19 protein-coding genes are annotated in these 18482 nt (G+C 63.8%); 9 read left to right on the top strand and 10 right to left on the bottom strand.

The features are described 5' to 3' along the window. Positions 1 to 60: 60 nt before the first annotated feature. Entirely contained in the window at positions 61 to 1188 is a 1128-nt protein-coding gene (gene dnaJ, locus ABDJ38_RS08340; RefSeq protein ID WP_346784627.1) for a molecular chaperone DnaJ, read from the bottom strand. 89 nt (positions 1189 to 1277) lie between these two features. Next, positions 1278 to 3206 (bottom strand): molecular chaperone DnaK, encoded by a 1929-nt coding sequence (gene dnaK, locus ABDJ38_RS08335; RefSeq protein ID WP_346784626.1) that lies wholly within the window; start codon positions 3204 to 3206, stop codon positions 1278 to 1280. A gap of 178 nt (positions 3207 to 3384) precedes the next feature. On the opposite strand from dnaK, the gene ABDJ38_RS08330 reads away from it, so the two are divergent. Further along, positions 3385 to 3900, top strand: coding sequence for a copper chaperone PCu(A)C (locus ABDJ38_RS08330; RefSeq protein WP_346784625.1), 516 nt, complete (start codon positions 3385 to 3387; stop codon positions 3898 to 3900). 5 nt (positions 3901 to 3905) lie between these two features. Further along, positions 3906 to 4400, top strand: coding sequence for a vgr related protein (locus ABDJ38_RS08325; RefSeq protein ID WP_346784624.1), 495 nt, complete (start codon positions 3906 to 3908; stop codon positions 4398 to 4400). Positions 4401 to 5132: 732 nt separating this feature from the next. Here the strand turns inward: ABDJ38_RS08325 and ABDJ38_RS08320 are convergent. The 3 genes from ABDJ38_RS08320 to hrcA all read right to left on the bottom strand — a co-directional run bounded on the left by ABDJ38_RS08320 (position 5133) and on the right by hrcA (position 7168). Continuing rightward, on the bottom strand, positions 5133 to 5396 hold the full coding sequence (locus ABDJ38_RS08320) for a YMGG-like glycine zipper-containing protein (RefSeq protein ID WP_346784623.1): 264 nt from the start codon (positions 5394 to 5396) through the stop codon (positions 5133 to 5135). Between the two features lie 134 nt (positions 5397 to 5530). Then, positions 5531 to 6106 carry a nucleotide exchange factor GrpE gene (grpE, locus tag ABDJ38_RS08315; RefSeq protein WP_346784622.1) on the bottom strand — a complete coding sequence of 192 codons (576 nt, stop codon included), beginning with the start codon at positions 6104 to 6106 and terminating at the stop codon, positions 5531 to 5533. Between the two features lie 18 nt (positions 6107 to 6124). Further along, positions 6125 to 7168, bottom strand: coding sequence for a heat-inducible transcriptional repressor HrcA (gene hrcA / locus ABDJ38_RS08310; protein WP_346784621.1), 1044 nt, complete (start codon positions 7166 to 7168; stop codon positions 6125 to 6127). Between the two features lie 64 nt (positions 7169 to 7232). Between hrcA and rph the strand changes: the two genes are divergently transcribed. From rph to ABDJ38_RS08290, 4 genes are read left to right on the top strand one after another with little or no spacing between them, the layout of a single operon-like run. Continuing rightward, the gene (rph, locus tag ABDJ38_RS08305) at positions 7233 to 7949 is read left to right on the top strand and encodes a ribonuclease PH (RefSeq protein WP_346784620.1); all 717 of its coding nucleotides are present in this window, start codon (positions 7233 to 7235) and stop codon (positions 7947 to 7949) included. Beyond that, on the top strand, positions 7949 to 8572 hold the full coding sequence (gene rdgB, locus ABDJ38_RS08300) for an RdgB/HAM1 family non-canonical purine NTP pyrophosphatase (RefSeq protein ID WP_346784619.1): 624 nt from the start codon (positions 7949 to 7951) through the stop codon (positions 8570 to 8572). The genes rph and rdgB overlap by 1 nt, the downstream gene beginning before the upstream one ends. Positions 8573 to 8582: 10 nt before the next feature. Then, positions 8583 to 9734: a radical SAM family heme chaperone HemW gene (hemW, locus tag ABDJ38_RS08295; protein ID WP_346784618.1), complete on the top strand. Its 1152-nt coding sequence runs from the start codon at positions 8583 to 8585 to the stop codon at positions 9732 to 9734. Beyond that, the gene (locus ABDJ38_RS08290) at positions 9731 to 10627 is read left to right on the top strand and encodes a tyrosine recombinase XerC (RefSeq protein ID WP_346784617.1); all 897 of its coding nucleotides are present in this window, start codon (positions 9731 to 9733) and stop codon (positions 10625 to 10627) included. The genes hemW and ABDJ38_RS08290 overlap by 4 nt, the downstream gene beginning before the upstream one ends. A gap of 74 nt (positions 10628 to 10701) precedes the next feature. On the opposite strand, the gene ABDJ38_RS08285 is transcribed toward ABDJ38_RS08290, so the two are convergent. Genes ABDJ38_RS08285 through rsmI form a run of 4 tightly spaced genes read right to left on the bottom strand, consistent with a single transcriptional unit; the run spans position 10702 to position 13540 of the window. Continuing rightward, complete coding sequence (locus tag ABDJ38_RS08285) at positions 10702 to 11307, bottom strand: DedA family protein (protein WP_346784616.1); 606 nt, start codon at positions 11305 to 11307, stop codon at positions 10702 to 10704. Positions 11308 to 11339: 32 nt separating this feature from the next. Next, positions 11340 to 12305: a glutathione synthase gene (gshB, locus tag ABDJ38_RS08280; protein ID WP_346784615.1), complete on the bottom strand. Its 966-nt coding sequence runs from the start codon at positions 12303 to 12305 to the stop codon at positions 11340 to 11342. Positions 12306 to 12314: 9 nt separating this feature from the next. Then, entirely contained in the window at positions 12315 to 12665 is a 351-nt protein-coding gene (locus ABDJ38_RS08275) for a YraN family protein (RefSeq protein WP_346784614.1), read from the bottom strand. After that, positions 12662 to 13540 carry a 16S rRNA (cytidine(1402)-2'-O)-methyltransferase gene (gene rsmI / locus ABDJ38_RS08270; protein ID WP_346784613.1) on the bottom strand — a complete coding sequence of 293 codons (879 nt, stop codon included), beginning with the start codon at positions 13538 to 13540 and terminating at the stop codon, positions 12662 to 12664. The genes ABDJ38_RS08275 and rsmI overlap by 4 nt, the downstream gene beginning before the upstream one ends. Positions 13541 to 13567: 27 nt before the next feature. Here rsmI and ABDJ38_RS08265 point away from each other — a divergent pair, with 27 nt between their 5' ends. From ABDJ38_RS08265 to ABDJ38_RS08255, 3 genes are all read left to right on the top strand, one after another. After that, positions 13568 to 14728 (top strand): penicillin-binding protein activator, encoded by a 1161-nt coding sequence (locus tag ABDJ38_RS08265; protein ID WP_346784612.1) that lies wholly within the window; start codon positions 13568 to 13570, stop codon positions 14726 to 14728. Positions 14729 to 14804: 76 nt separating this feature from the next. Next, positions 14805 to 16811, top strand: a complete 2007-nt coding sequence (parE, locus tag ABDJ38_RS08260; protein WP_346784611.1) for a DNA topoisomerase IV subunit B — start codon at positions 14805 to 14807, stop codon at positions 16809 to 16811. Between the two features lie 88 nt (positions 16812 to 16899). Beyond that, complete coding sequence (locus tag ABDJ38_RS08255) at positions 16900 to 17751, top strand: DUF817 domain-containing protein (RefSeq protein WP_346784610.1); 852 nt, start codon at positions 16900 to 16902, stop codon at positions 17749 to 17751. Here ABDJ38_RS08255 and ABDJ38_RS08250 read toward each other — a convergent pair. Beyond that, positions 17748 to 18473 carry a glutathione S-transferase family protein gene (locus tag ABDJ38_RS08250; RefSeq protein WP_346784609.1) on the bottom strand — a complete coding sequence of 242 codons (726 nt, stop codon included), beginning with the start codon at positions 18471 to 18473 and terminating at the stop codon, positions 17748 to 17750. The genes ABDJ38_RS08255 and ABDJ38_RS08250 overlap by 4 nt on opposite strands. Positions 18474 to 18482 lie beyond the last annotated feature (9 nt).

The following is an 18482-nucleotide window of genomic DNA, read 5'->3' as shown; positions in this document are numbered from 1 at the left end:
CGCCTAAGCCTCCGGCTTCAGGGCCTTCTCGGGGCGAAGGGAAAGCTTTTCCCGTCAACTTCAAACTGAAAACGCACCCTTCAACCGGTCGAAGAAGCCGCGGCTTTCGGGGCATTCCTCGCCAGTCTCGGTTTCGCGGAATTCTGCCAACAGCTCTTTCTGGCGGGCGGAGAGCCTGGTCGGTGTTTCGACCGACACCTCGACCACGAGATCGCCCCGTCCGCGCCCTTGGAGCACGGGCATCCCCGCGCCGCGCTTGCGCAGTTGATGACCCGACTGCACACCAGCCGGAATGTCGATCGCATGCGACGTGCCGTCGAGACCGGGAATTTCGATGGTCTCGCCCAGCGCGGCGGTCGTGAAACTGATCGGCACGCGGGTGGCGAGCGTCGTTCCCTCCCGCTGGAACACCGGGTGCGGTTTCACGTGGATGAAGATGTACAGGTCGCCCGGAGGCGCACCATATGGCCCGGCCTCTCCCTTGCCCGTGAGACGAATGCGGGTGCCATTATCGACGCCCGGTGGAATCTCGACCGTCATCTTGCTGAGCTTGTCGACCCGGCCTTCGCCGCGACAATCGGCACAGGGGCTTTCGAGAACCTCGCCGCGCGCGTGGCAGGCGGGGCACGGGCGCTCAATCACGAAAAGGCCCTGCTGCGCGCGCACCTTGCCGTGGCCGCCGCAGGTGCCACAACGCTTGGCCGAGGTGCCGGGCTTTGCGCCCGTACCTTCGCAGGTGTCACATGAGGCAGCGACTTCGACCTCGATCTCGGAATTCCTGCCATGGAATGCATCGTCGAGCGAAATTTCCATGTCGTAACGCAGGTCGGCGCCGCGCCGGGGGCGTGCGCGCCCGGCACCGCCACCGAAGGCGCTGCCGAAAATGGTCTCGAAAATATCGCCAAGATCGCCAAAATCGGCGTGCCCAGCGCCGCCCCGACCGCCCGACATGCCTTGGGTAAAGGCTTCGTGGCCGTACTGGTCGTAGGCTGCCCGCTTCTGCGGATCCTTCAGGCAATCGTAGGCAACGCTGATCGCCTTGAACCGGGCCTCGCTATCGGCGCAGCCGGGATTTCGATCGGGATGGTACTTCATCGCGAGCTTGCGATAGGCGGACTTGATCGTCGCGCCATCGGCAGCCCGGTCGACCCCGAGCAGCTCGTAAAAATCAACTTCAGCAGAGGACATTCAGCTTCTCCGTAAAAGTCCGGACTGCGCCGCGCCATGCGCAACGGCGGCTCAGGCAGCAGCAGCAGCCCGGATTTTCAATCGGGGGCTCAGCCCTTCTTTTCGTCGTCTACTTCGGAGAACTCGGCGTCGACCACCTCGTCGTCCTCGGCCTGTCCTTCCGCCGCAGCCGCATCCGCCTGAGCCGCATTGGCACTGGCCTGATCGGCTTCGTAGATCTGCTGGCCCATCTTCATGGCGACATCGGTCAGCGCCTGGCTCTTGGCCTTCATCGCTTCGAGATCGTCGCCTTCGAGCGCCGTCTTGGCTTCTGCCACGGCCGCCTCGATCTGCGACTTGAGGCCTGCGTCAACCTTGTCACCATGCTCTTCGAGCTGCTTCTCGGTCGCGTGGATCAGGCTGTCGGTGTTGTTGCGGACTTCAGCCGATTCGCGCCGCTTCTTGTCCTCGTCAGCGAACTTTTCGGCATCCTGCACCATCTGCTCGATGTCGGAATCCGAAAGACCGCCAGAGGCCTGGATGCGAATTTGCTGTTCCTTGCCGGTGCCCTTGTCCTTCGCACTGACGTTCACGATGCCGTTGGCGTCGATGTCGAAGGTCACTTCCACCTGCGGCACGCCGCGCGGGGCTGGCGGAATGCCGACGAGATCGAACTGGCCGAGCAGCTTGTTGTCCGCCGCCATTTCGCGCTCGCCCTGGAACACACGGATCGTAACGGCCTGCTGGTTATCTTCAGCCGTCGAATAGACCTGCGCCTTCTTGGTCGGGATCGTGGTGTTGCGGTCGATCATACGGGTGAACACGCCGCCCAGCGTCTCGATGCCCAGCGACAGCGGGGTCACGTCGAGCAGCAGTACGTCCTTGACGTCGCCCTGCAGCACGCCGGCCTGAATGGCAGCACCCATGGCCACGACTTCATCGGGGTTAACGCCGGTGTGCGGCTTCGAGCCGAAGAAGTCCTCGACCACTTCGCGCACCTTGGGCATGCGGGTCATGCCGCCGACAAGAATCACCTCGTCGATCTGGTCCTTGGAGACGCCAGCGTCCTCCATCGCCTTCTTGCAGGGTGCGAGAGTGCGCTTGATCAGGTCGCCGACCAGCTGTTCGAGCTTCGAACGGGTCAGCGTCTCGACCAGGTGCAGCGGGGTGGACGAGCCACCTTCCATGCGCGCGGTGATGAAAGGCAGGTTGACTTCGGTCTGCTGGCTGGAGCTCAGCTCGATCTTGGCCTTTTCCGCCGCTTCCTTGAGGCGTTGCAGAGCGAGCTTGTCCGAACGGAGATCCATGTTCTCCTTCTTCTTGAACTCGTCGGCCAGATATTCGACCAGCACGTTGTCGAAGTCTTCACCGCCGAGGAACGTATCGCCGTTGGTCGACTTCACTTCGAATACGCCATCGCCGATTTCGAGAACCGAGATGTCAAAGGTACCGCCGCCGAGGTCATAGACAGCGATGGTCTTGCCGTCGTCCTTGTCCATGCCATAGGCGAGCGCCGCAGCAGTCGGCTCGTTGATGATGCGCTCGACCTCAAGCCCGGCGATCTGGCCGGCGTCCTTGGTCGCCTGGCGCTGCGCGTCGTTGAAGTAGGCGGGCACGGTGATCACGGCCTTGGTGACCGTTTCGCCAAGATAGCTTTCGGCGGTTTCCTTCATCTTCTGCAGGATGAAGGCCGAAATCTGCGAAGGCGAATAGTCTTCACCACCAGCGTTCACCCAGGCATCGCCGTTCTTGCCCGCGACGATGTTGTAGGGGACGAGGTCCATGTCCTTCTTCGTCGTCGGATCTTCGAACCGGCGACCGATCAGGCGCTTGATCGCGAACAGGGTGTTGTCAGGGTTGGTCACTGCCTGGCGCTTGGCGGGCTGGCCGATCAGACGTTCGCCATCCTTGGTGAAGGCGACGATCGAGGGCGTGGTGCGCGCACCTTCCGAATTCTCGATAACCTTGGGCTTGCCCCCTTCCATCACCGCTACGCAGCTGTTGGTCGTGCCAAGGTCGATGCCGATAATCTTGCTCATATTTCCCGTTCTCTTCCTTCAGGTCTGACGCTGCGCTTTCGGGTCCCCCGCAAGGCGGCAAGTCCGCTTCGGCAGCTCGTTAAAAGGGTGTGTTTCGAAGCGCGATATAGGCGCGCTTTTGCTTGGCACAAGGGAGGTGGGTGACTAGAAAGCCGACCTGTCTCAGATGAGGAATACCATGACCAACAAGACCTTCGCCACCACACTCGCCGCCATTACGCTTGCGCTGGGCACGGCGGCCTGTTCGGGCGGAGGCGACGAAATGGCCGAGACGACCGCGCCCGAGGCACCGGCGGGCATTTCGGTAACCGATGGGCGCATGTCGCTTCCGGCGGTGCAGGGCAATCCGGCAGCGATCTATTTCACCATCCGTAACGTCAGCGAAGAGCCGGTAACGATTCGCGCCGTCGATGTGGCAGGCGCGGCCAGCGCGCAGCTTCATGAAACCAGCGAATGGAACAAGCAAATAGACATGCAGGAGCTGTTTCAGCTTCCGGTCCCGCCGGGCGCCGAAATGGTGTTCGAACCGGGCGGCAAGCATGTGATGGCCTTCGACCTCGACGACGACCTCGCCCCAGGCGGTGAAACCGAAGTGACGCTGATCTTCGTCAACGGTGACAAGGTGAGCTTCCCGGCCGAACTGATGGCACCGGGCACGGCCGACATGGACCATTCGGCAATGGAGGGCATGTAAGCCAGGTGCACGCGGGGCACGCCCCCTGCCCCGTTGGCGGCGAGCGGACGCTTACGCCGGGTGAGGTTGCGCTTGCCGCGTCGGTTTTTGGTGATGCGATAGAGACCGCGCCGGTGACGATCCGGCGCCGCAAGTTCTTCCCGTTTCAGCCGCGAAAGGTAACAATGGCCCCGCGCGGCCATATCCATTTCCATCCGCTTGGCAGTGTCTATTGCGAAGACTTCGCCTCGGCCTCGCTCGCGCGAAGGGCATTATTCGTCCATGAGATGACCCACGTCTGGCAAACCCAGACCAAGGGCGAATGGTATCTGGTACTCAATCGCCATCCCTGGTGCCGTTACGACTATGCGATCAAGCCGGGCTGGAGGCTCTCTCGCTATGGTATCGAGCAGCAGGCAATGATCGTCCAGCATGCCTTCATCCTGCGCGAGGGCGGGAAGGTGCCGGGTGCGCCGCCGCTGGAGACCTATCGCGCGATCCTGCCGTTCGCGATGGCGTGATTCTCCAAACATGGCTGACGAGGCTAAAAATCCGCCCGAAGTAAACTGACGATAGCAGCCCGCGATATTGCCGAAGATTCCGTGACTTGCGAACCCGATCCCTCTTGCGGGACGTGGGGTCGACGCAACAACTTCCAAGGTTTTATCAATGCCGAAACGTCTGACACTTCCGCTAGTGGCCACGGCCATTTCGTTAGGCGCGCCCGCATCGGCACAGATGAAGCCAGACGATATGATACCGACGTTCGGCACGCATGCGCTTGAAACCGGCTTTGAACCAGATCCGTTCACAGTCGAGGTTTGCCGGGGGGAGCGTGTCTCTCGCGGAGGATTACCCTTCATGTCCCGCGTTTATAAACCCCGCGCCAGACGTTCGCATTAGCTTTACGGCGAGATCGACCTTTCCGCTCATCATCGGTGCGATATCGGACAGCGATACATTGGTTATCGTGGCAGCCCCGGATGAATCCATGCATTGCGTCCACGACAGTTAGGGCGACGGTGACCCAATCATCAGCTTCTCCAATCCCCAGTCAGGCAACTACCTTATTTGGGTTGGAACCGACGCCAAGGAAGAGGAGGCCCCCGACGCGTTGATCGTCGTCAGCGAGAACAGCAACTTCCTCAACCAAGAATAGCTCCCGCCGGTCAGCATTACGCTTCGCAGCAGGAGCCAGTGATATCGGCGAGGCAGATGGTCCGACGGCCGGGGCCCGTCGGACCTCCATGCGCCTAGTCGCAGCGCACCTCATATTCACGCCCGCGCGAATCCACGCGGTAGCATTTGCCGTCCTTCTTGATGAGCGAGCCACCTGCGGCGCCTGCAGCAGCACCGATAGCGGCGCCCGTGGCAACGTCGCCACCCGTAACGGCGCCGATCCCCGCACCGGCGGCGGCACCGGCCAAGCCGCCTTCGACGGCATAGTTATCCGCACAGGCTGCCAATGACAGCGAAGCGACGATGGCGGCCGAGACTGTTGCGATCCGATTTTTCATGTGATCCTCCGATAGGTAACTGTGAATTACCTACGGAACGGCGATCTGATGGTTCCTCACGCCTGCTCAGCACAGCGCGATCCCCGCACGGTTCCCCGCCAATAGCGAAGCACCGTGCGGGGAACCGTGCGATATCAGTCAGCCTTCTTTGCCACGCCGACCATGGCCGGGCGCAGCAGGCGGTCCTTGATCATGTAGCCAGCCTGCATCTCCTGCACGATCGTGCCCGGCTCGGCATCGCTGGGGACTTCCATCATCGCCTGATGCTGGTTCGGATCGAGCGGCATGCCCATTGCGGCAATGCGGCTGATTCCGTGTTGTCCGAACACCTTGTCGAGCTCGCGCTGGGTGGCTTCGATCCCGGCAACCAGCCCCTTGAACTTGTCGTCCTCGCGCAGCTCGGCAGGCACAGACTGGATCGCGCGTGCAAGGTTGTCGGCCACCGAAAGAATGTCACGGGCAAAGCCGCTGGCGGCATAGTTGCGCGCATCGGAAACATCTTTTTCCAGCCGGCGGCGCACATTCTGCGTATCGGCGCGGGCATAGAGCACGTCCTGCTTCGCCGTCTCCAGCTCGGCTTCGAGCTGGGCGATCTTCTGCGCGGCCGCATCTTCGCCGGAAGAGTCCTCGCCATCGACAAGCAGCTCTTCGGGAACGCCTGCGAGTTCCTTCTCGGCCGCTTCGTCACGAGGTTCGTTTGTCTTTTCCATCACCGTTATGTCGTCCAATTATCCAAGTCTTCGGCCCAGCGAGCGGGCGGTAAAGTCCACCATGGGAACCACTCTCGCGTAATTCAACCGCGTAGGGCCGATCACGCCGAGCACGCCGACCACCCTGCCCTCGCTGTTGCGATAGGGCGCCGCAATGACAGAAGAACCCGACAGAGAAAAGAGCCGGTTCTCCGCGCCGATGAAGATACGCGCCGATTCTGCCTCGCGCGCGCTGTCGAGCAATTGGGCCACCTGCTGCTTGTTTTCGAGATCGTCAATCAGCGAGCGGACCCGTTCAATATCGGTCAGCGCGCTCTCGTCGAGCAGCTTGGCCTGTCCGCGCACAATCAGCACCGGGCGCGCGGCGGCATCCTCGCTCCACACCGCCAGCCCCGCTTCGACCAGCCGCCGCCCGGCCTCGTCGAGCGCGCTGCGACCCGAGGCAATCTCGGCGCTCATATCGCGTGAGGCCTCAGCCAAAGTGCGCCCGGCCAGCCGCGCAGTGACATAATTGGTCGCCTGCTGCAGATCGCCTGTAGACACGCCTTGCGGCAATTCCAGCACGCGATTTTCGACGTGTCCGTCGGTGCCGACCAGCACCACCAGCGCGCGCCTTTCATCGAGCGGAACAAGGCTGATCTGCGCGATCCGGCTTTCGCGTTGTGGCACCATCACCATGCCCGCTGCGCCCGAAAGGTTGGACAAAAGCGCGCTGGTCGCCTCCAGCGCCTGCTCGATCGGACCGGGTTCGCGCATCTGCTGCTCGATCACCGCGCGCTCTTCTGGCGAAGGCTCGGCCATCTGCATGATGCCGTCGACGAAGAGGCGCAAACCCTGCTCCGTGGGCAGGCGCCCGGCGCTGGTGTGTGGAGCGGCAAGCAGGCCGAGTTGCTCAAGATCGCTGAGCACCGAGCGGATCGACGCCGGCGACAGGTCGATCACGCCCGAACCGGCCAGCGCCTTCGAGCCAACCGGCTGCCCGCTTTCGAGATAGCCCTCGACCACGAGCCGGAAAATGTCGCGCGCACGGGTGGTCAGTTCGGTGATCGGCGGAGAAACCATGACAGTGTCTTATCTAGTCGCTAGGGCGCGGACATCCAAATCGTGATTCCAAGCGGAGAAATTCATGCGACCTTCCGGCCGTGCGCCTGACGAAATGCGCGCCATCACCATCGAAAGCGGCTTTACCCGCCATGCCGAAGGCTCTGTGCTGATCGGCTTCGGCGATACTAAGGTGATCTGCACCGCCAGCGTCGAAAAGTCGCTGCCGCCGTGGCTGCGCGGCAAGGGCGAAGGCTGGGTCACCGGCGAATATTCGATGCTCCCACGCGCCACCCACACGCGCGGCAGCCGCGAGGCCGCACGCGGCAAGCAATCGGGCCGCACGCAGGAAATCCAGCGTTTGATCGGCCGCTCCTTGCGCGCCGTGGTCGACATGAAAAAGCTCGGCGAGCGCCAGATCACGCTCGATTGCGACGTGATTCAGGCCGATGGCGGCACCCGCACCGCTTCGATCTCGGGCGCCTGGGTGGCCATGCGCATGGCGGTCGACAAGCTGATGGAAGCGGGCGAGATCAAGGACGACCCGATCAGCGCCAAGATCGCTGCCGTCTCCTGCGGCATCTATCAGGGCACCCCGGTGCTCGACCTCGACTATGACGAGGATTCGAGCGCCGATGCCGATGCGAACTTCGTGCTGATCGACGGCGGGCGCATCGCAGAGGTGCAGGCCACCGCCGAAGGCGCGACTTATGACGAAGAGGCTCTGCTGCGCCTGCTGCGCCTCGCGCAGATGGGTTGCGGCGAGATTTTCAAGGCGCAGGACAAGGCGACTGGACGCTGATGAAGCTCGGCGGCGGCAAGCTCGTTATCGCCACCCATAACGCGGGCAAGCTGAAAGAGATTTCGGCTCTGCTCGCGCCCTATGGGCTGGAGTGCATTGCGGCTGGCGCGCTTGGCCTGCCAGAACCGGCGGAGACGGGCACCACCTTCATCGAAAACGCGCTGATCAAGGCCGAGGCCGCCGCCAAGGCCTCGGGCCTGCCCGCCTTGGCCGATGACTCCGGCCTGTCGGTCGCGGCGCTTGATGGCAAGCCGGGGGTCTATACCGCCGACTGGGCGCAGCGGCAGTGGTTCGAGGGCGAGCCGGGGCGCGACTGGTATATGGCGATGGGCAAGGTCGAGGGGTGTTTGCAGGCGCTCGGGCCTGATACCGCGCGCGACGCATGGTTCTCCTGCGTGCTCGCTATCGCCTGGCCCGAGGGCGAAAACACCGTTTACGAAGGCCGCGTCGATGGCACGCTGACTTGGCCCCCGCGCGGGGAAATGGGCTTTGGTTATGATCCGGTGTTCGTACCGACGGGCAGCAAGCTGACCTTCGCCGAGATCGCGCCCGAGGAGAAACATAAAGTCAGCCACCGCGCCGATGCCTTCGCCAAGCTGGTCGCGGACCAGTTCGGCGGCTAAAAGGCTGCGCATGGCGCGCGCGCTTTACATCCACTGGCCCTTTTGCCTCGCCAAGTGCCCCTATTGCGACTTCAACTCGCATGTGCGCGACAGCGTGGATGTGGACCTGTGGCGCAAGGCTTTGCTCGCGGACATGCGGCACGAGGCCGAACTTGCCAGTGGCGAAACTCTCACCTCAATCTTCTTCGGCGGCGGCACCCCTTCGCTGATGCCGCCCGCGCTGGTGGCAGCGCTGCTGGAGGAGGCCGAGCGCCTCTGGGGATTTGCCGAGGGCATCGAGATTACGCTTGAGGCCAACCCCTCCTCGGTCGAGGCGGAGAAGTTTGCCGGGATCGCCGCTGCTGGCGTGAATCGCGCCTCGCTCGGGTTGCAGGCTCTGGACGACCGGACGCTGCGCTTCCTCGGGCGGCTGCACAATGTCTTGGAAAGTCTTGAGGCGCTCACAATCGCGCAGCAGGCGTTCGGCCGAGTCTCGTTCGACCTCATCTATGCCCGCCCCGAGCAAACTCTCACCCTCTGGCGCGAGGAGCTGGCCCGCGCGCTCGGCTTCGGAACCACGCATATGTCGCTGTACCAACTCACAATCGAGCCGGGGACGCGGTTTGAAAGCATGGTGCGGCGGGGCGAGTTCACCCCGCTTGACGATGACGATGCCGCCGACCTCTTCGCCTTCACGCAAGAGGCCATGCGCGCGGCAGGCCTGCCCGCCTACGAGATCAGCAACCACGCCCGTCCCGGTGAGGAGAGCCGCCACAACCTCACCTACTGGCGCTACCACGACTATGCCGGTATCGGCCCCGGCGCGCACGGACGGCGCGGCGGCTTTGCCACCACGCGGCACAAGAAGCCCGAGAACTGGCTCGCCGCCATCGAGCGCAACGGCCACGGCACGCAGGAAGAGCGCGCGCTCGGTGTCAGCGAGCAGGCGAGCGAGGCGCTGCTGATGGGGCTGCGGCTGGCTGAGGGCGTGGACCTTGCCGAACTCTCAAAGCGGTTCGGCTTTGCGCCGGGTGAGCTGGTCGATCTTGGCGCTGCGGAGCGATGCCAAAAGCTTGGTCTGCTCAAACAGCAGGGCTCACGGATCGCCATCACACCCGATGGCATGGGCGTTCTTGATGCGGTGCTGGGCGAGATCGTCTCGGCATCGCTGGTCGCGGCATGACGCGGCACGACCTGCTCGAACAATGGCGCGACCATCTCGCGCTCGCCCGCCGCCGCTCACCGCACACGGTGCGCGCCTATGTCGCAGCGGCGGAGCGGTTGTTGCGCCAGCGCGACGTCACCGACTGGGCGGATGTCGGCGCGCTGGAGGCGCGTGACCTGCGCGGACATCTCGCCGCGCGCCGTGCGGAGGGGATCGGCAATGCCTCGGCGGCGCGCGAGCTGTCGGCGCTCAAAGCCTTCATCGCCTATGCGCGCGAACAGTCCGGCGGCGAACCGGGTGACGCGCCCCGGATGCGCGGGCCGAGGCTGAAGAAGGGCCTGCCCCGCCCGGTCACGCCCGACGATGTGGCCAATATCGCCGATCTGGTCGCAGCCGATGCGAAGGACGAATGGATCGGCCTGCGCGATGCCGCCGTGCTGCTGCTGATGTACGGCGCGGGGATGCGCATCGCCGAAGCCCTCTCGCTGACCGGCGACATGCTCCCGCTCGGTGAGACCGTCACCATCACCGGCAAGGGTTCGAAGCAGCGGCTGGTCCCACTGCTGCCCATCGTGCGCGAGGCGGTGGCTGCCTATACCAAGGCCTGCCCTTACCCGCTCGCCGCCAAGGCGCCGCTGTTTCGCGGCGCGAAGGGCGGTCCGCTAGCGCAGGGTATGGTGCAAAAGGCGATGGCGCGGGCACGCAAGGCTCTGGGTCTGCCTTCAAGCGCCACACCCCATGCGCTGCGTCACTCGTTCGCGACGCACTTGCTGAGCGCCGGCGCAGACCTACGCAGTTTGCAGGAGCTGCTCGGCCACGCCAGCCTGGGTTCGACGCAGATCTACACGCGGGTCGATGCGGCACAGATGCTGGAGACCTATCGCGCCGCCCATCCGAGGGAGCGCGACTAATCCCTCATCCGTTCGTGGTGAGGAGGAGGCAATGCCGCAGGCTGAGCGCCCTCCTCAGGACGAACGGATAGCCGCTAACGCTCGACGCGCGGCTTCCAGGTGATCACACGGTACCCATAGCCCACAGCCATCAACGCGATGCAGCCCACCAGGATATAGCCGAGCCATTCCTGCGAATCGGCCAGCCAGTGCCCGAGCCACTCGCCGCCCTTGATCAGCAGCGCGTTCCACACCAACGACCCGGCGAAGGTGAACGCGGCGAACTTCCACTTCGGCATATGTGCGAGGCCCGCCGGCAACGAGATGATCGTGCGCAGAAAGGGCGAGAAGCGCAGGAAGAAAACCACCCAGTGGCCATGCTTCTTGAAGTAAGACTGCGCCTTCTCGACATCCTCCCACTCCATCGTCAGCCAGCGTCCCCAGCGTTCCACGAAGGGCTCGAGCCGGTTGCGCGCAAAGGTCTCGCCGAGCCAGAACCAGAACCAGTTGCCAGCTACCGTGCCCGCCGTGCCGATCAGCAGCAGCGGCCAGAAGTCCATGGTGCCGCGATGCACCAACACCCCGCCGACCCCCATGATGACCTCGGAGGGGACCGGCGGGATAATGTTCTCGAGCGCCATCAGCAGGAAGATGCCAAGATAGCCTCCCTGTTCGATTGCCCGGATAATGAGTTCTGCCATGGCTCAGCAATGCGCGAGAGGCGCAGAAGTTCTCAAGCCTGCGCCAGCATCTCGGCGTGGCGGCGTTCGAGCGCGTCCCAGATGCGACCGGCCGTGTCGGTGCCGTTGAATTTGTCGATGGCGACGATCCCGGTCGGGCTGGTGACGTTGATCTCGGTGAGGTATTCGCCGCCGATCACGTCGATGCCGACGAACACGAGCCCGCGCCGTTTGAGCTCCGGGCCCATGGCGGCGCAGATCTCTTCCTCGCGCGCGGTCAGACCGGTCGCTTCGGCCGACCCGCCCTGGGCCAGGTTGCTGCGGAACTCACCCTCGCCCGGCTTGCGGTTGATTGCGCCGGCATATTCGCCATCGACCAGCACGATACGCTTGTCGCCTTGCGCCACGCTGGGCAGGAACGGCTGGACCATATGCGGCTCGGTCCAGGTCTGATTGAACACCTCGAATAGCGCCGACAGGTTCGTGCCCTCGGCGTCGAGCTTGAAGATCGCCTTGCCGCCATTGCCGTGCAGCGGCTTCACCACTACGGAGCCATGCTTCTCCATAAACGCGCGCACATCGTCGAGCTGACGCGTGACCAGCGTCGGCGGCATGAAGCGCGCATAGTCGAGCACGAACATTTTCTCGGGCGCGTTGATGACCTCGCGCGGATCGTTGGAAACGAGCGTCTGCCCCTTCAGCCGGTCAAGCAGCAAGGCAGCGCTGATATAGCCGAGGTGGAACGGCGGATCCTGCCGCATCAGGATCACGTCGATATCCTCGGCAAGGTCTAGGCGGCGCTTCTCGCCCTTGTCGAAGTGGTTGCCCAGCTCGCGACGCAGCGTCACCTGATGGCCCCAGGCGATAATGCGCCCTTCATCGTAGCCGAGCGTCTCCACGTCGTAGTGGAACACTTCGTACCCGCGCTCTTGCGCCGAGAGCATCAGGGCAAAGCTCGAATCCCCGGCGATGTTGATCGATTCGAGCGGATCCATCTGGACCGCGACGCGCAGGGACATACAATACTCCTAAGGCATCCAGGCGTTGACGATGTGGCGAGGCTCAGCGCCCGGCGCAAGCAGGATCACGTCGATCCTTATGTCTTCACCATCGGAAACATAATCATGAGCCACCGCCTCCACCGCCGCAGCAACCCGTGCAAGGCGGCGTTCGTCAATGGCGAGATCGAGATCGGCAACGGTGCGCCGGAACTTCACTTCGACGAAGACCACCAATCCCGCTGCGCGCGCAACAAGGTCGATCTCGCCCACCTTCACCTTCACGCGCCGTGCGAGAATTTCGAATCCCTGCGCCTCAAGGAAATGCGCCGCCTCGTTCTCGGCCTTGCGGCCGCGCGCCTCTGCCAGCTGGCGCTTCATTCGCCCTTCAGTTCCATTGCGCGCGCATAGAGCGCCTTGCGGTCGAGCCCTGTCGCCTTGGCCACCACTCCCGCCGCGCGCGAGGGTTTCTCGGTCTTCAGGAGGTCGCGAAGCATGGCGTCGGCATCGTCGGCGCTCGGTTCGACCTCGACCGGCGGGCCGACCAGCAGCACGATTTCGCCTTTGGGCGGGTGCGCCTCGAAATGGGCGAGGACCTCTTCGGCGCTCCCTCGCCGACACTCCTCGTAGAACTTGGTCAGCTCGCGCGCCACGGCGACCTCGCGGCCCGGCAGCATCTCCGCTATCGCAGCGAGACTTTTCCCCAGCCTTGGCGCTGTCTCGAAGAAAATCAGCGTGGTTTTTACCGGGGCCAGCTCGGCCAGCACCTCGCCGCGCGCCTTGTCCTTCGCGGGCAGGAACCCGGCGAAAAGAAACCGGTCGTTCGGCATTCCCGACAGCGCCAGCGCGGCAAGCGGCGCGCTCGGCCCCGGCACCACCGTTACCGCAACGCCTGCCGCCCGCGCATCCTCGACCAGACGATAGCCCGGATCAGACACCAGCGGCATCCCCGCATCCGACACCAGCGCCACCGGCCCGGCGCGCATCCGCTCGATCAGTCCGGCCCGCGTGCCCGCTTCGCTATGGTCATCATAGCGCCACATCTTTTTCGCAATACCGAGGTGGTTCAGCAACTTGCCCGTGACCCGCGTATCCTCGCAGGCGACCAGCTCGCAGGCGGTGAGGACGCGAATAGCGCGCAAGGTGATGTCGCCAAGATTGCCAATCGGGGTGGCGACAATATAGAGCCCGGCAGCTAGAGCATCGGGTTTACCACTTATCGCATCTGTCGCATCGTCGATCACAGGCGCGGTCATGACCAGAATTGGCGGAGACGACAAGCAATGTTTGGGTATTTGAAGCGCAGTCTTGCGGTGGCGATGGCTACGCTCACACTGGCGGCCTGTCAGGTCATCCCGGGCGGCGGGCCAGTCGATACAGCTCCGCCGGTCGATGGGCCGAACGCCGGTCTGCCCGATGCAGAGGCGCTGCCCGACGACGAGGCACGCCACCGGGTGGCGCTGCTGGTGCCGCTGTCGGGCGCCAATGGCGAGGTGGGCCAGTCGATCGCCAATGCCACCACCATGGCCCTGCTCGATACCAGTGCCGACAGCCTTCGCATCACCACCTATGATACCGCTGGCGGGGCCGAAGCCGCAGCGCGCCGTGCGCTGGCCGATGGCAACAAGCTGATCCTCGGCCCGCTGCTGCGCGACAATGTCGGCGCGGTGCTGGCGCAGGCGCGCCCGGCCAATGTGCCGCTGATCACCTTCTCGAACGACCTCTCGGTCGCCCGTGGAGACGTGTTCGTGATGGGTCACGCGCCCGAACAGTCGGTGGAGCGGACGGCCAACTTCGCCATCGACCAAGGTGCGCGCAACTTCGCCGCGCTGGTGCCCACAGGCGAATACGGTGAGCGCGTGCTGGCCGCGCTGCGCCTGACGCTGGAGACGCGCAACGCCCGGCTTGTAGCGCTCGAACGATTCGACCGAGGCAACCGCTCGATCATCAGCGCGGCGGGTCGTCTGCGCGAGCGTGGCAGCTATGACACCGTGCTGATCGGCGACGGGGCGCGCCTCGCGATCATGGCGGCGGGCGAGCTGAAAGATGCAGGCAGTGCACTGCCATCACTCATCGGAACCGAACTGTGGGCGGGTGAGATCGACCTTACGCAAAACCCGGAGATGCGCGGCGCATGGTTTTCCGCCGTGCCCGACGAGCGGTATCGCCAGTTCGCGCAAAGCTACGAGAGCCGCTTCGGTTCGCAGCCTTATCGCATCTCGACGCTTGGCTACGATGCCGTACTGCTGTCACTGCGCATCGCGCGCGACTGGCGGCCCGGCACCCAGTTCCCCACGGAACGTCTGACCGACGAAGGCGGCTTCATCGGGCTCGACGGGGCATTCCGCTTCCTCGGCACCGGCGTTGGCGAGCGGGCAATGGAAGTACGTCAGGTCGGCAACGGCACCTTCTCGGTGGCCGATCCGGCCCCCACGCGCTTCTAAAAAGGTCACATGCGGGTCGGATAAGTGCGCTGACCCGCTTGTGGCGAGGAATCGTCAGGCCCTATAGTCCGCTCTTATGAGCGACAACCTGTTCGACAATGCCCCGGCCACCGGCGGCGACTACGATTCCTCCTCCATTGAGGTGCTGGAGGGGCTGGAGCCTGTACGCCGTCGCCCCGGGATGTATATCGGCGGGACCGACGACCGTGCCTTGCACCACCTCGCCGCCGAGGTGCTCGACAACTCGATGGACGAGGCCGTGGCAGGCCATGCAAACCGAATCGAGATGGTGCTGGAAGAAGGCCCTCCCGGCACCGCCGGCAAGCTCACCATCACCGATAACGGGCGCGGCATGCCGATCGACGAGCACCCCAAATTCCCCGGCAAGTCGACGCTGGAGGTGATCCTCACCACGTTGCACTCGGGTGGCAAGTTCTCGGGCAAGGCCTACGCCACCTCGGGCGGCCTGCACGGGGTCGGCGTCTCGGTGGTCAATGCGCTTTCAGTGCTGACACGCGTGGAAGTAGCGCGCAACCGCGAGGTCCATGCGCAGGAGTTTTCGAAGGGCGTGCCGCAGGGCCCCATCGCCAAGATCGGCGATACGCCCAACCGGCGCGGTACTTCGGTCACCTTCATTCCCGACCCCGAGATTTTCGGCGAACGCAAGTTCTCCGCCAAGCGCCTGTTCAAGCTGGCCCGGTCGAAGGCTTATCTGTTCGCGGGCGTCGAAATCCGCTGGAAATGCGCCGAGGCGCTTTCCAGCGACGAGGTGCCGGCTGAGGCCGTGTTCCAGTTCCCCGGTGGCCTTGCCGATCACCTCAAGGAAGAGGTGGGCACTCGCGAATGCGTCACCACCGATTTCTTCGCCGGCAATCAGGACTTTCCCGAGAACGAGGAAGGCGTGTCGCAAGGCCGCGTCGAATGGGCGATTGCCTGGCCGCTGTGGTCCGATGGCTCGACCAGCTGGTACTGCAACACCGTGCCCACCCCCGACGGCGGCACCCACGAGCAGGGCCTGCGCGCTGCGCTCACCAAGGGCCTGCGCGCGTTTGGCGAGCTGACCAGCCAGAAAAAGGCCAAGGACATCACCGCCGACGACGTGATGACCGGCTCGGAAATCATGCTCTCGGTGTTTATCCGCGACCCGCAGTTCCAGAGCCAGACCAAGGACCGCCTGACCTCGCCCGAAGCCGCAAGGCTGGTGGAAAATGCGGTGCGCGATCACTTCGACATGTTCCTGTCCGACAACATGGACCGCGGCCGCGCGCTATTGGGCGCGGTGATGGAGCGGATGGACGAGCGCCTGCGCCGCAAGCAGGAACGCGAGATCAAGCGTAAGACCGCCACCAACGCGAAGAAGCTGCGCCTGCCCGGAAAGCTCACCGATTGTTCCGGCGATGGTGAGGGCGAGACCGAGCTTTTCATTGTCGAGGGTGACAGCGCGGGCGGCAGCGCCAAGCAGGCGCGCAACCGCAAGACGCAGGCGATCCTGCCGATCCGCGGCAAGATTTTGAACGTCGCCAGCGCCAGCGCCGACAAGATCCGCGCCAACTCCGAAATCGCCGACCTCTCGCTGGCGCTCGGATGCGGCACGCGCAAGGACTGCGATCCCGAACAGCTGCGCTACGACCGCATCATCATCATGACCGACGCCGATGTCGACGGCGCGCATATCGCGACGCTGCTGATGACGTTCTTCTTTCAGGAAATGCCCGAGCTGGTCCGGCGCGGGCACCTCTACCTCGCGCAGCCACCGCTCTATCGCCTGACCGCGAACAAGCAGAGCATCTACGCCCACGACGACGAGCACCGGCTCGAAATCGAGAACGGTCCGTTCAAGGGCAAGAAGGTCGAGGTCAGCCGCTTCAAGGGTCTGGGCGAGATGAACCCCGGCCAATTGCGCGAAACCACGATGGCACCTGAGACGCGCAGCCTCGTGCGGATTACCCTGCCCGAACAGAACGAGCAGCGCTTCGCGGTGAAGGAGCTGGTCGACCAGCTGATGGGCCGTAACCCGGAGCATCGCTTCAACTTTATCCAGAACCGCGCCGGTGAGATTGATCGCGAGATGATCGACGCTTGATCCTTCGACAGGCTCAGGATGAGCGGACTTGGTGAAATATGTCAGTAAAAGACATGGCCGCACTGAGCCTTTCGAGGGGCCACGCGCAATGACCACGCCATTGCGCCACACCCGCTTCGCGCAGGTCCGCGCGCAGCTCGAACAATTCGCGCCTCCACCCGGCCCCGCCAGCTGGCTCTATGAATTCGCGCTGTTCGGATTCAAGCAGGCCTGGGCCTGTCTCTTCGGCGGGCTGATGCTGGCGCTGCTGCTGGCGACGCACCTGTTCTACCCCGACGACGCGGCGCTAAACCGCTACGACTTCCTCACCATTGCCGCACTGGCGATCCAGCTGGCGATGCTGGCCTTGCGGCTGGAAACACTCGATGAGGCGAAGGTCATCCTCGCCTTTCACATGATTGGCACCGCGATGGAGGTGTTCAAGACCGCCGCCGGATCGTGGGTCTATCCCGAGGCAGCGCTGCTTCGGATCGGCGGGGTGCCGCTGTTCTCTGGCTTCATGTATGCCGCTGTCGGCAGTTATATCGCTCGCGTCTGGCGCATCTTCGACTTTCGCTTTTCCGCCTACCCGCGCGCATGGCTTACCTGGCTGCTGGCGGTGGCGATCTACGCCAACTTCTTCGCGCACCACTATCTGCCCGATGTGCGCTATCTGCTGTTTGCCGCCGTGGCACTGCTGTTCTGTCGCACGCGCATCTACTTCACCTGCTGGCGCGAGCCGCGCTGGATGCCGCTGCTGGTGGGCTGGCTGCTCGTGGCGCTGTTCATCTGGTTCGCCGAGAACATGGCGACCTTCGCCAATGCCTGGACCTACCCCGACCAGCACGACGGCTGGCAGATGGTCAGCCCGGCCAAGCTGGGGAGCTGGTATCTGCTGATGTATATCAGCTTCGTGCTGGTGACGCTGGTAGCGAAACCCCGCCCGCTGACGGACGGCTAGAACTCCCTTGGCACCTCCGCGAACACGGCCTTCACCGCTGGCCGCTCGTTGATCTGCTCGATCCAGCGCACAAGGTGCGGAGTATCATCCTTGTTCACATGCTCGGCAAAACCGAACTGCATGCCGTTCGCGATCGAGAAGTTGCAGATGTCGGCCAGCGAATACATCCCGCCTGCCAGCCACTCGTGATCGGCAAGGTGATCGTCGAGCTTGCGCACCGACACACCGATCTTGCGCATTTCCTCGTCAAGCATCTCTTGCGGGAACCCCTCGCGCGCGCGGCGCCATTTCACCTGCTGCTCGGGCACCGGGATGCGGGCAACCACCTCGTCGAACTCGGCGTCCGACAGCTTCTCCACCATTTTGCTGACGTGCCGCGACCAGCCGATGGTCGAGACGCACCAGCAGAAATATTCATCGACCCACTTGGTCCAGATCCGCATCTGCGCGCGGTCGAAATGGTTGTCGGGGCGCAGTTTCAGCGCTGTGGGGTGCGCGTCCTCGAGATATTCGCAGATCACCGTGCTTTCGGTGACGATCCTGCCGCCATCGTCGAGCGCAGGCACCTGTCCACGAGGGTTGATCGCCTTGTACCATGCCTCGTGATGCTCGAACTTGGCAGGGTTGAGCAGCTTGTGCTCGAACTCCAGCCCCTTCTCGTAGAGCGCCAGCATCGGTTTCAGCGAATTGGCAGCGGGTCCGAAGCTATAATAGGTCAGCATGCTTTCTCT

Source organism: Aurantiacibacter flavus, assembly GCF_039710615.1.
GTDB lineage: Bacteria > Pseudomonadota > Alphaproteobacteria > Sphingomonadales > Sphingomonadaceae > Alteraurantiacibacter > Alteraurantiacibacter flavus.
Note: the sequence above shows the minus strand (reverse complement) of the source record. Positions and strands in the feature narration are given on the sequence as shown.

Bases quoted from the DNA above. Each gene is read 5' to 3' on its own strand.
- ABDJ38_RS08255 (WP_346784610.1), top strand. From the start codon at position 16,900: ATGACCACGCCATTGCGCCACACCCGCTTCGCGCAGGTCCGCGCGCAG.
- ABDJ38_RS08275 (WP_346784614.1), bottom strand. From the start codon at position 12,665: ATGAAGCGCCAGCTGGCAGAGGCGCGCGGCCGCAAGGCCGAGAACGAG.
- rph (WP_346784620.1), top strand. From the start codon at position 7,233: ATGCGACCTTCCGGCCGTGCGCCTGACGAAATGCGCGCCATCACCATC.
- hemW (WP_346784618.1), top strand. From the start codon at position 8,583: ATGGCGCGCGCGCTTTACATCCACTGGCCCTTTTGCCTCGCCAAGTGC.
- rdgB (WP_346784619.1), top strand. From the start codon at position 7,949: ATGAAGCTCGGCGGCGGCAAGCTCGTTATCGCCACCCATAACGCGGGC.
- parE (WP_346784611.1), top strand. From the start codon at position 14,805: ATGAGCGACAACCTGTTCGACAATGCCCCGGCCACCGGCGGCGACTAC.
- ABDJ38_RS08265 (WP_346784612.1), top strand. From the start codon at position 13,568: ATGTTTGGGTATTTGAAGCGCAGTCTTGCGGTGGCGATGGCTACGCTC.
- dnaJ (WP_346784627.1), bottom strand. From the start codon at position 1,188: ATGTCCTCTGCTGAAGTTGATTTTTACGAGCTGCTCGGGGTCGACCGG.
- dnaK (WP_346784626.1), bottom strand. From the start codon at position 3,206: ATGAGCAAGATTATCGGCATCGACCTTGGCACGACCAACAGCTGCGTA.
- ABDJ38_RS08250 (WP_346784609.1), bottom strand. From the start codon at position 18,473: ATGCTGACCTATTATAGCTTCGGACCCGCTGCCAATTCGCTGAAACCG.
- ABDJ38_RS08290 (WP_346784617.1), top strand. From the start codon at position 9,731: ATGACGCGGCACGACCTGCTCGAACAATGGCGCGACCATCTCGCGCTC.
- ABDJ38_RS08330 (WP_346784625.1), top strand. From the start codon at position 3,385: ATGACCAACAAGACCTTCGCCACCACACTCGCCGCCATTACGCTTGCG.
- hrcA (WP_346784621.1), bottom strand. From the start codon at position 7,168: ATGGTTTCTCCGCCGATCACCGAACTGACCACCCGTGCGCGCGACATT.
- rsmI (WP_346784613.1), bottom strand. From the start codon at position 13,540: ATGACCGCGCCTGTGATCGACGATGCGACAGATGCGATAAGTGGTAAA.
- ABDJ38_RS08320 (WP_346784623.1), bottom strand. From the start codon at position 5,396: ATGAAAAATCGGATCGCAACAGTCTCGGCCGCCATCGTCGCTTCGCTG.
- gshB (WP_346784615.1), bottom strand. From the start codon at position 12,305: ATGTCCCTGCGCGTCGCGGTCCAGATGGATCCGCTCGAATCGATCAAC.
- grpE (WP_346784622.1), bottom strand. From the start codon at position 6,106: ATGGAAAAGACAAACGAACCTCGTGACGAAGCGGCCGAGAAGGAACTC.
- ABDJ38_RS08285 (WP_346784616.1), bottom strand. From the start codon at position 11,307: ATGGCAGAACTCATTATCCGGGCAATCGAACAGGGAGGCTATCTTGGC.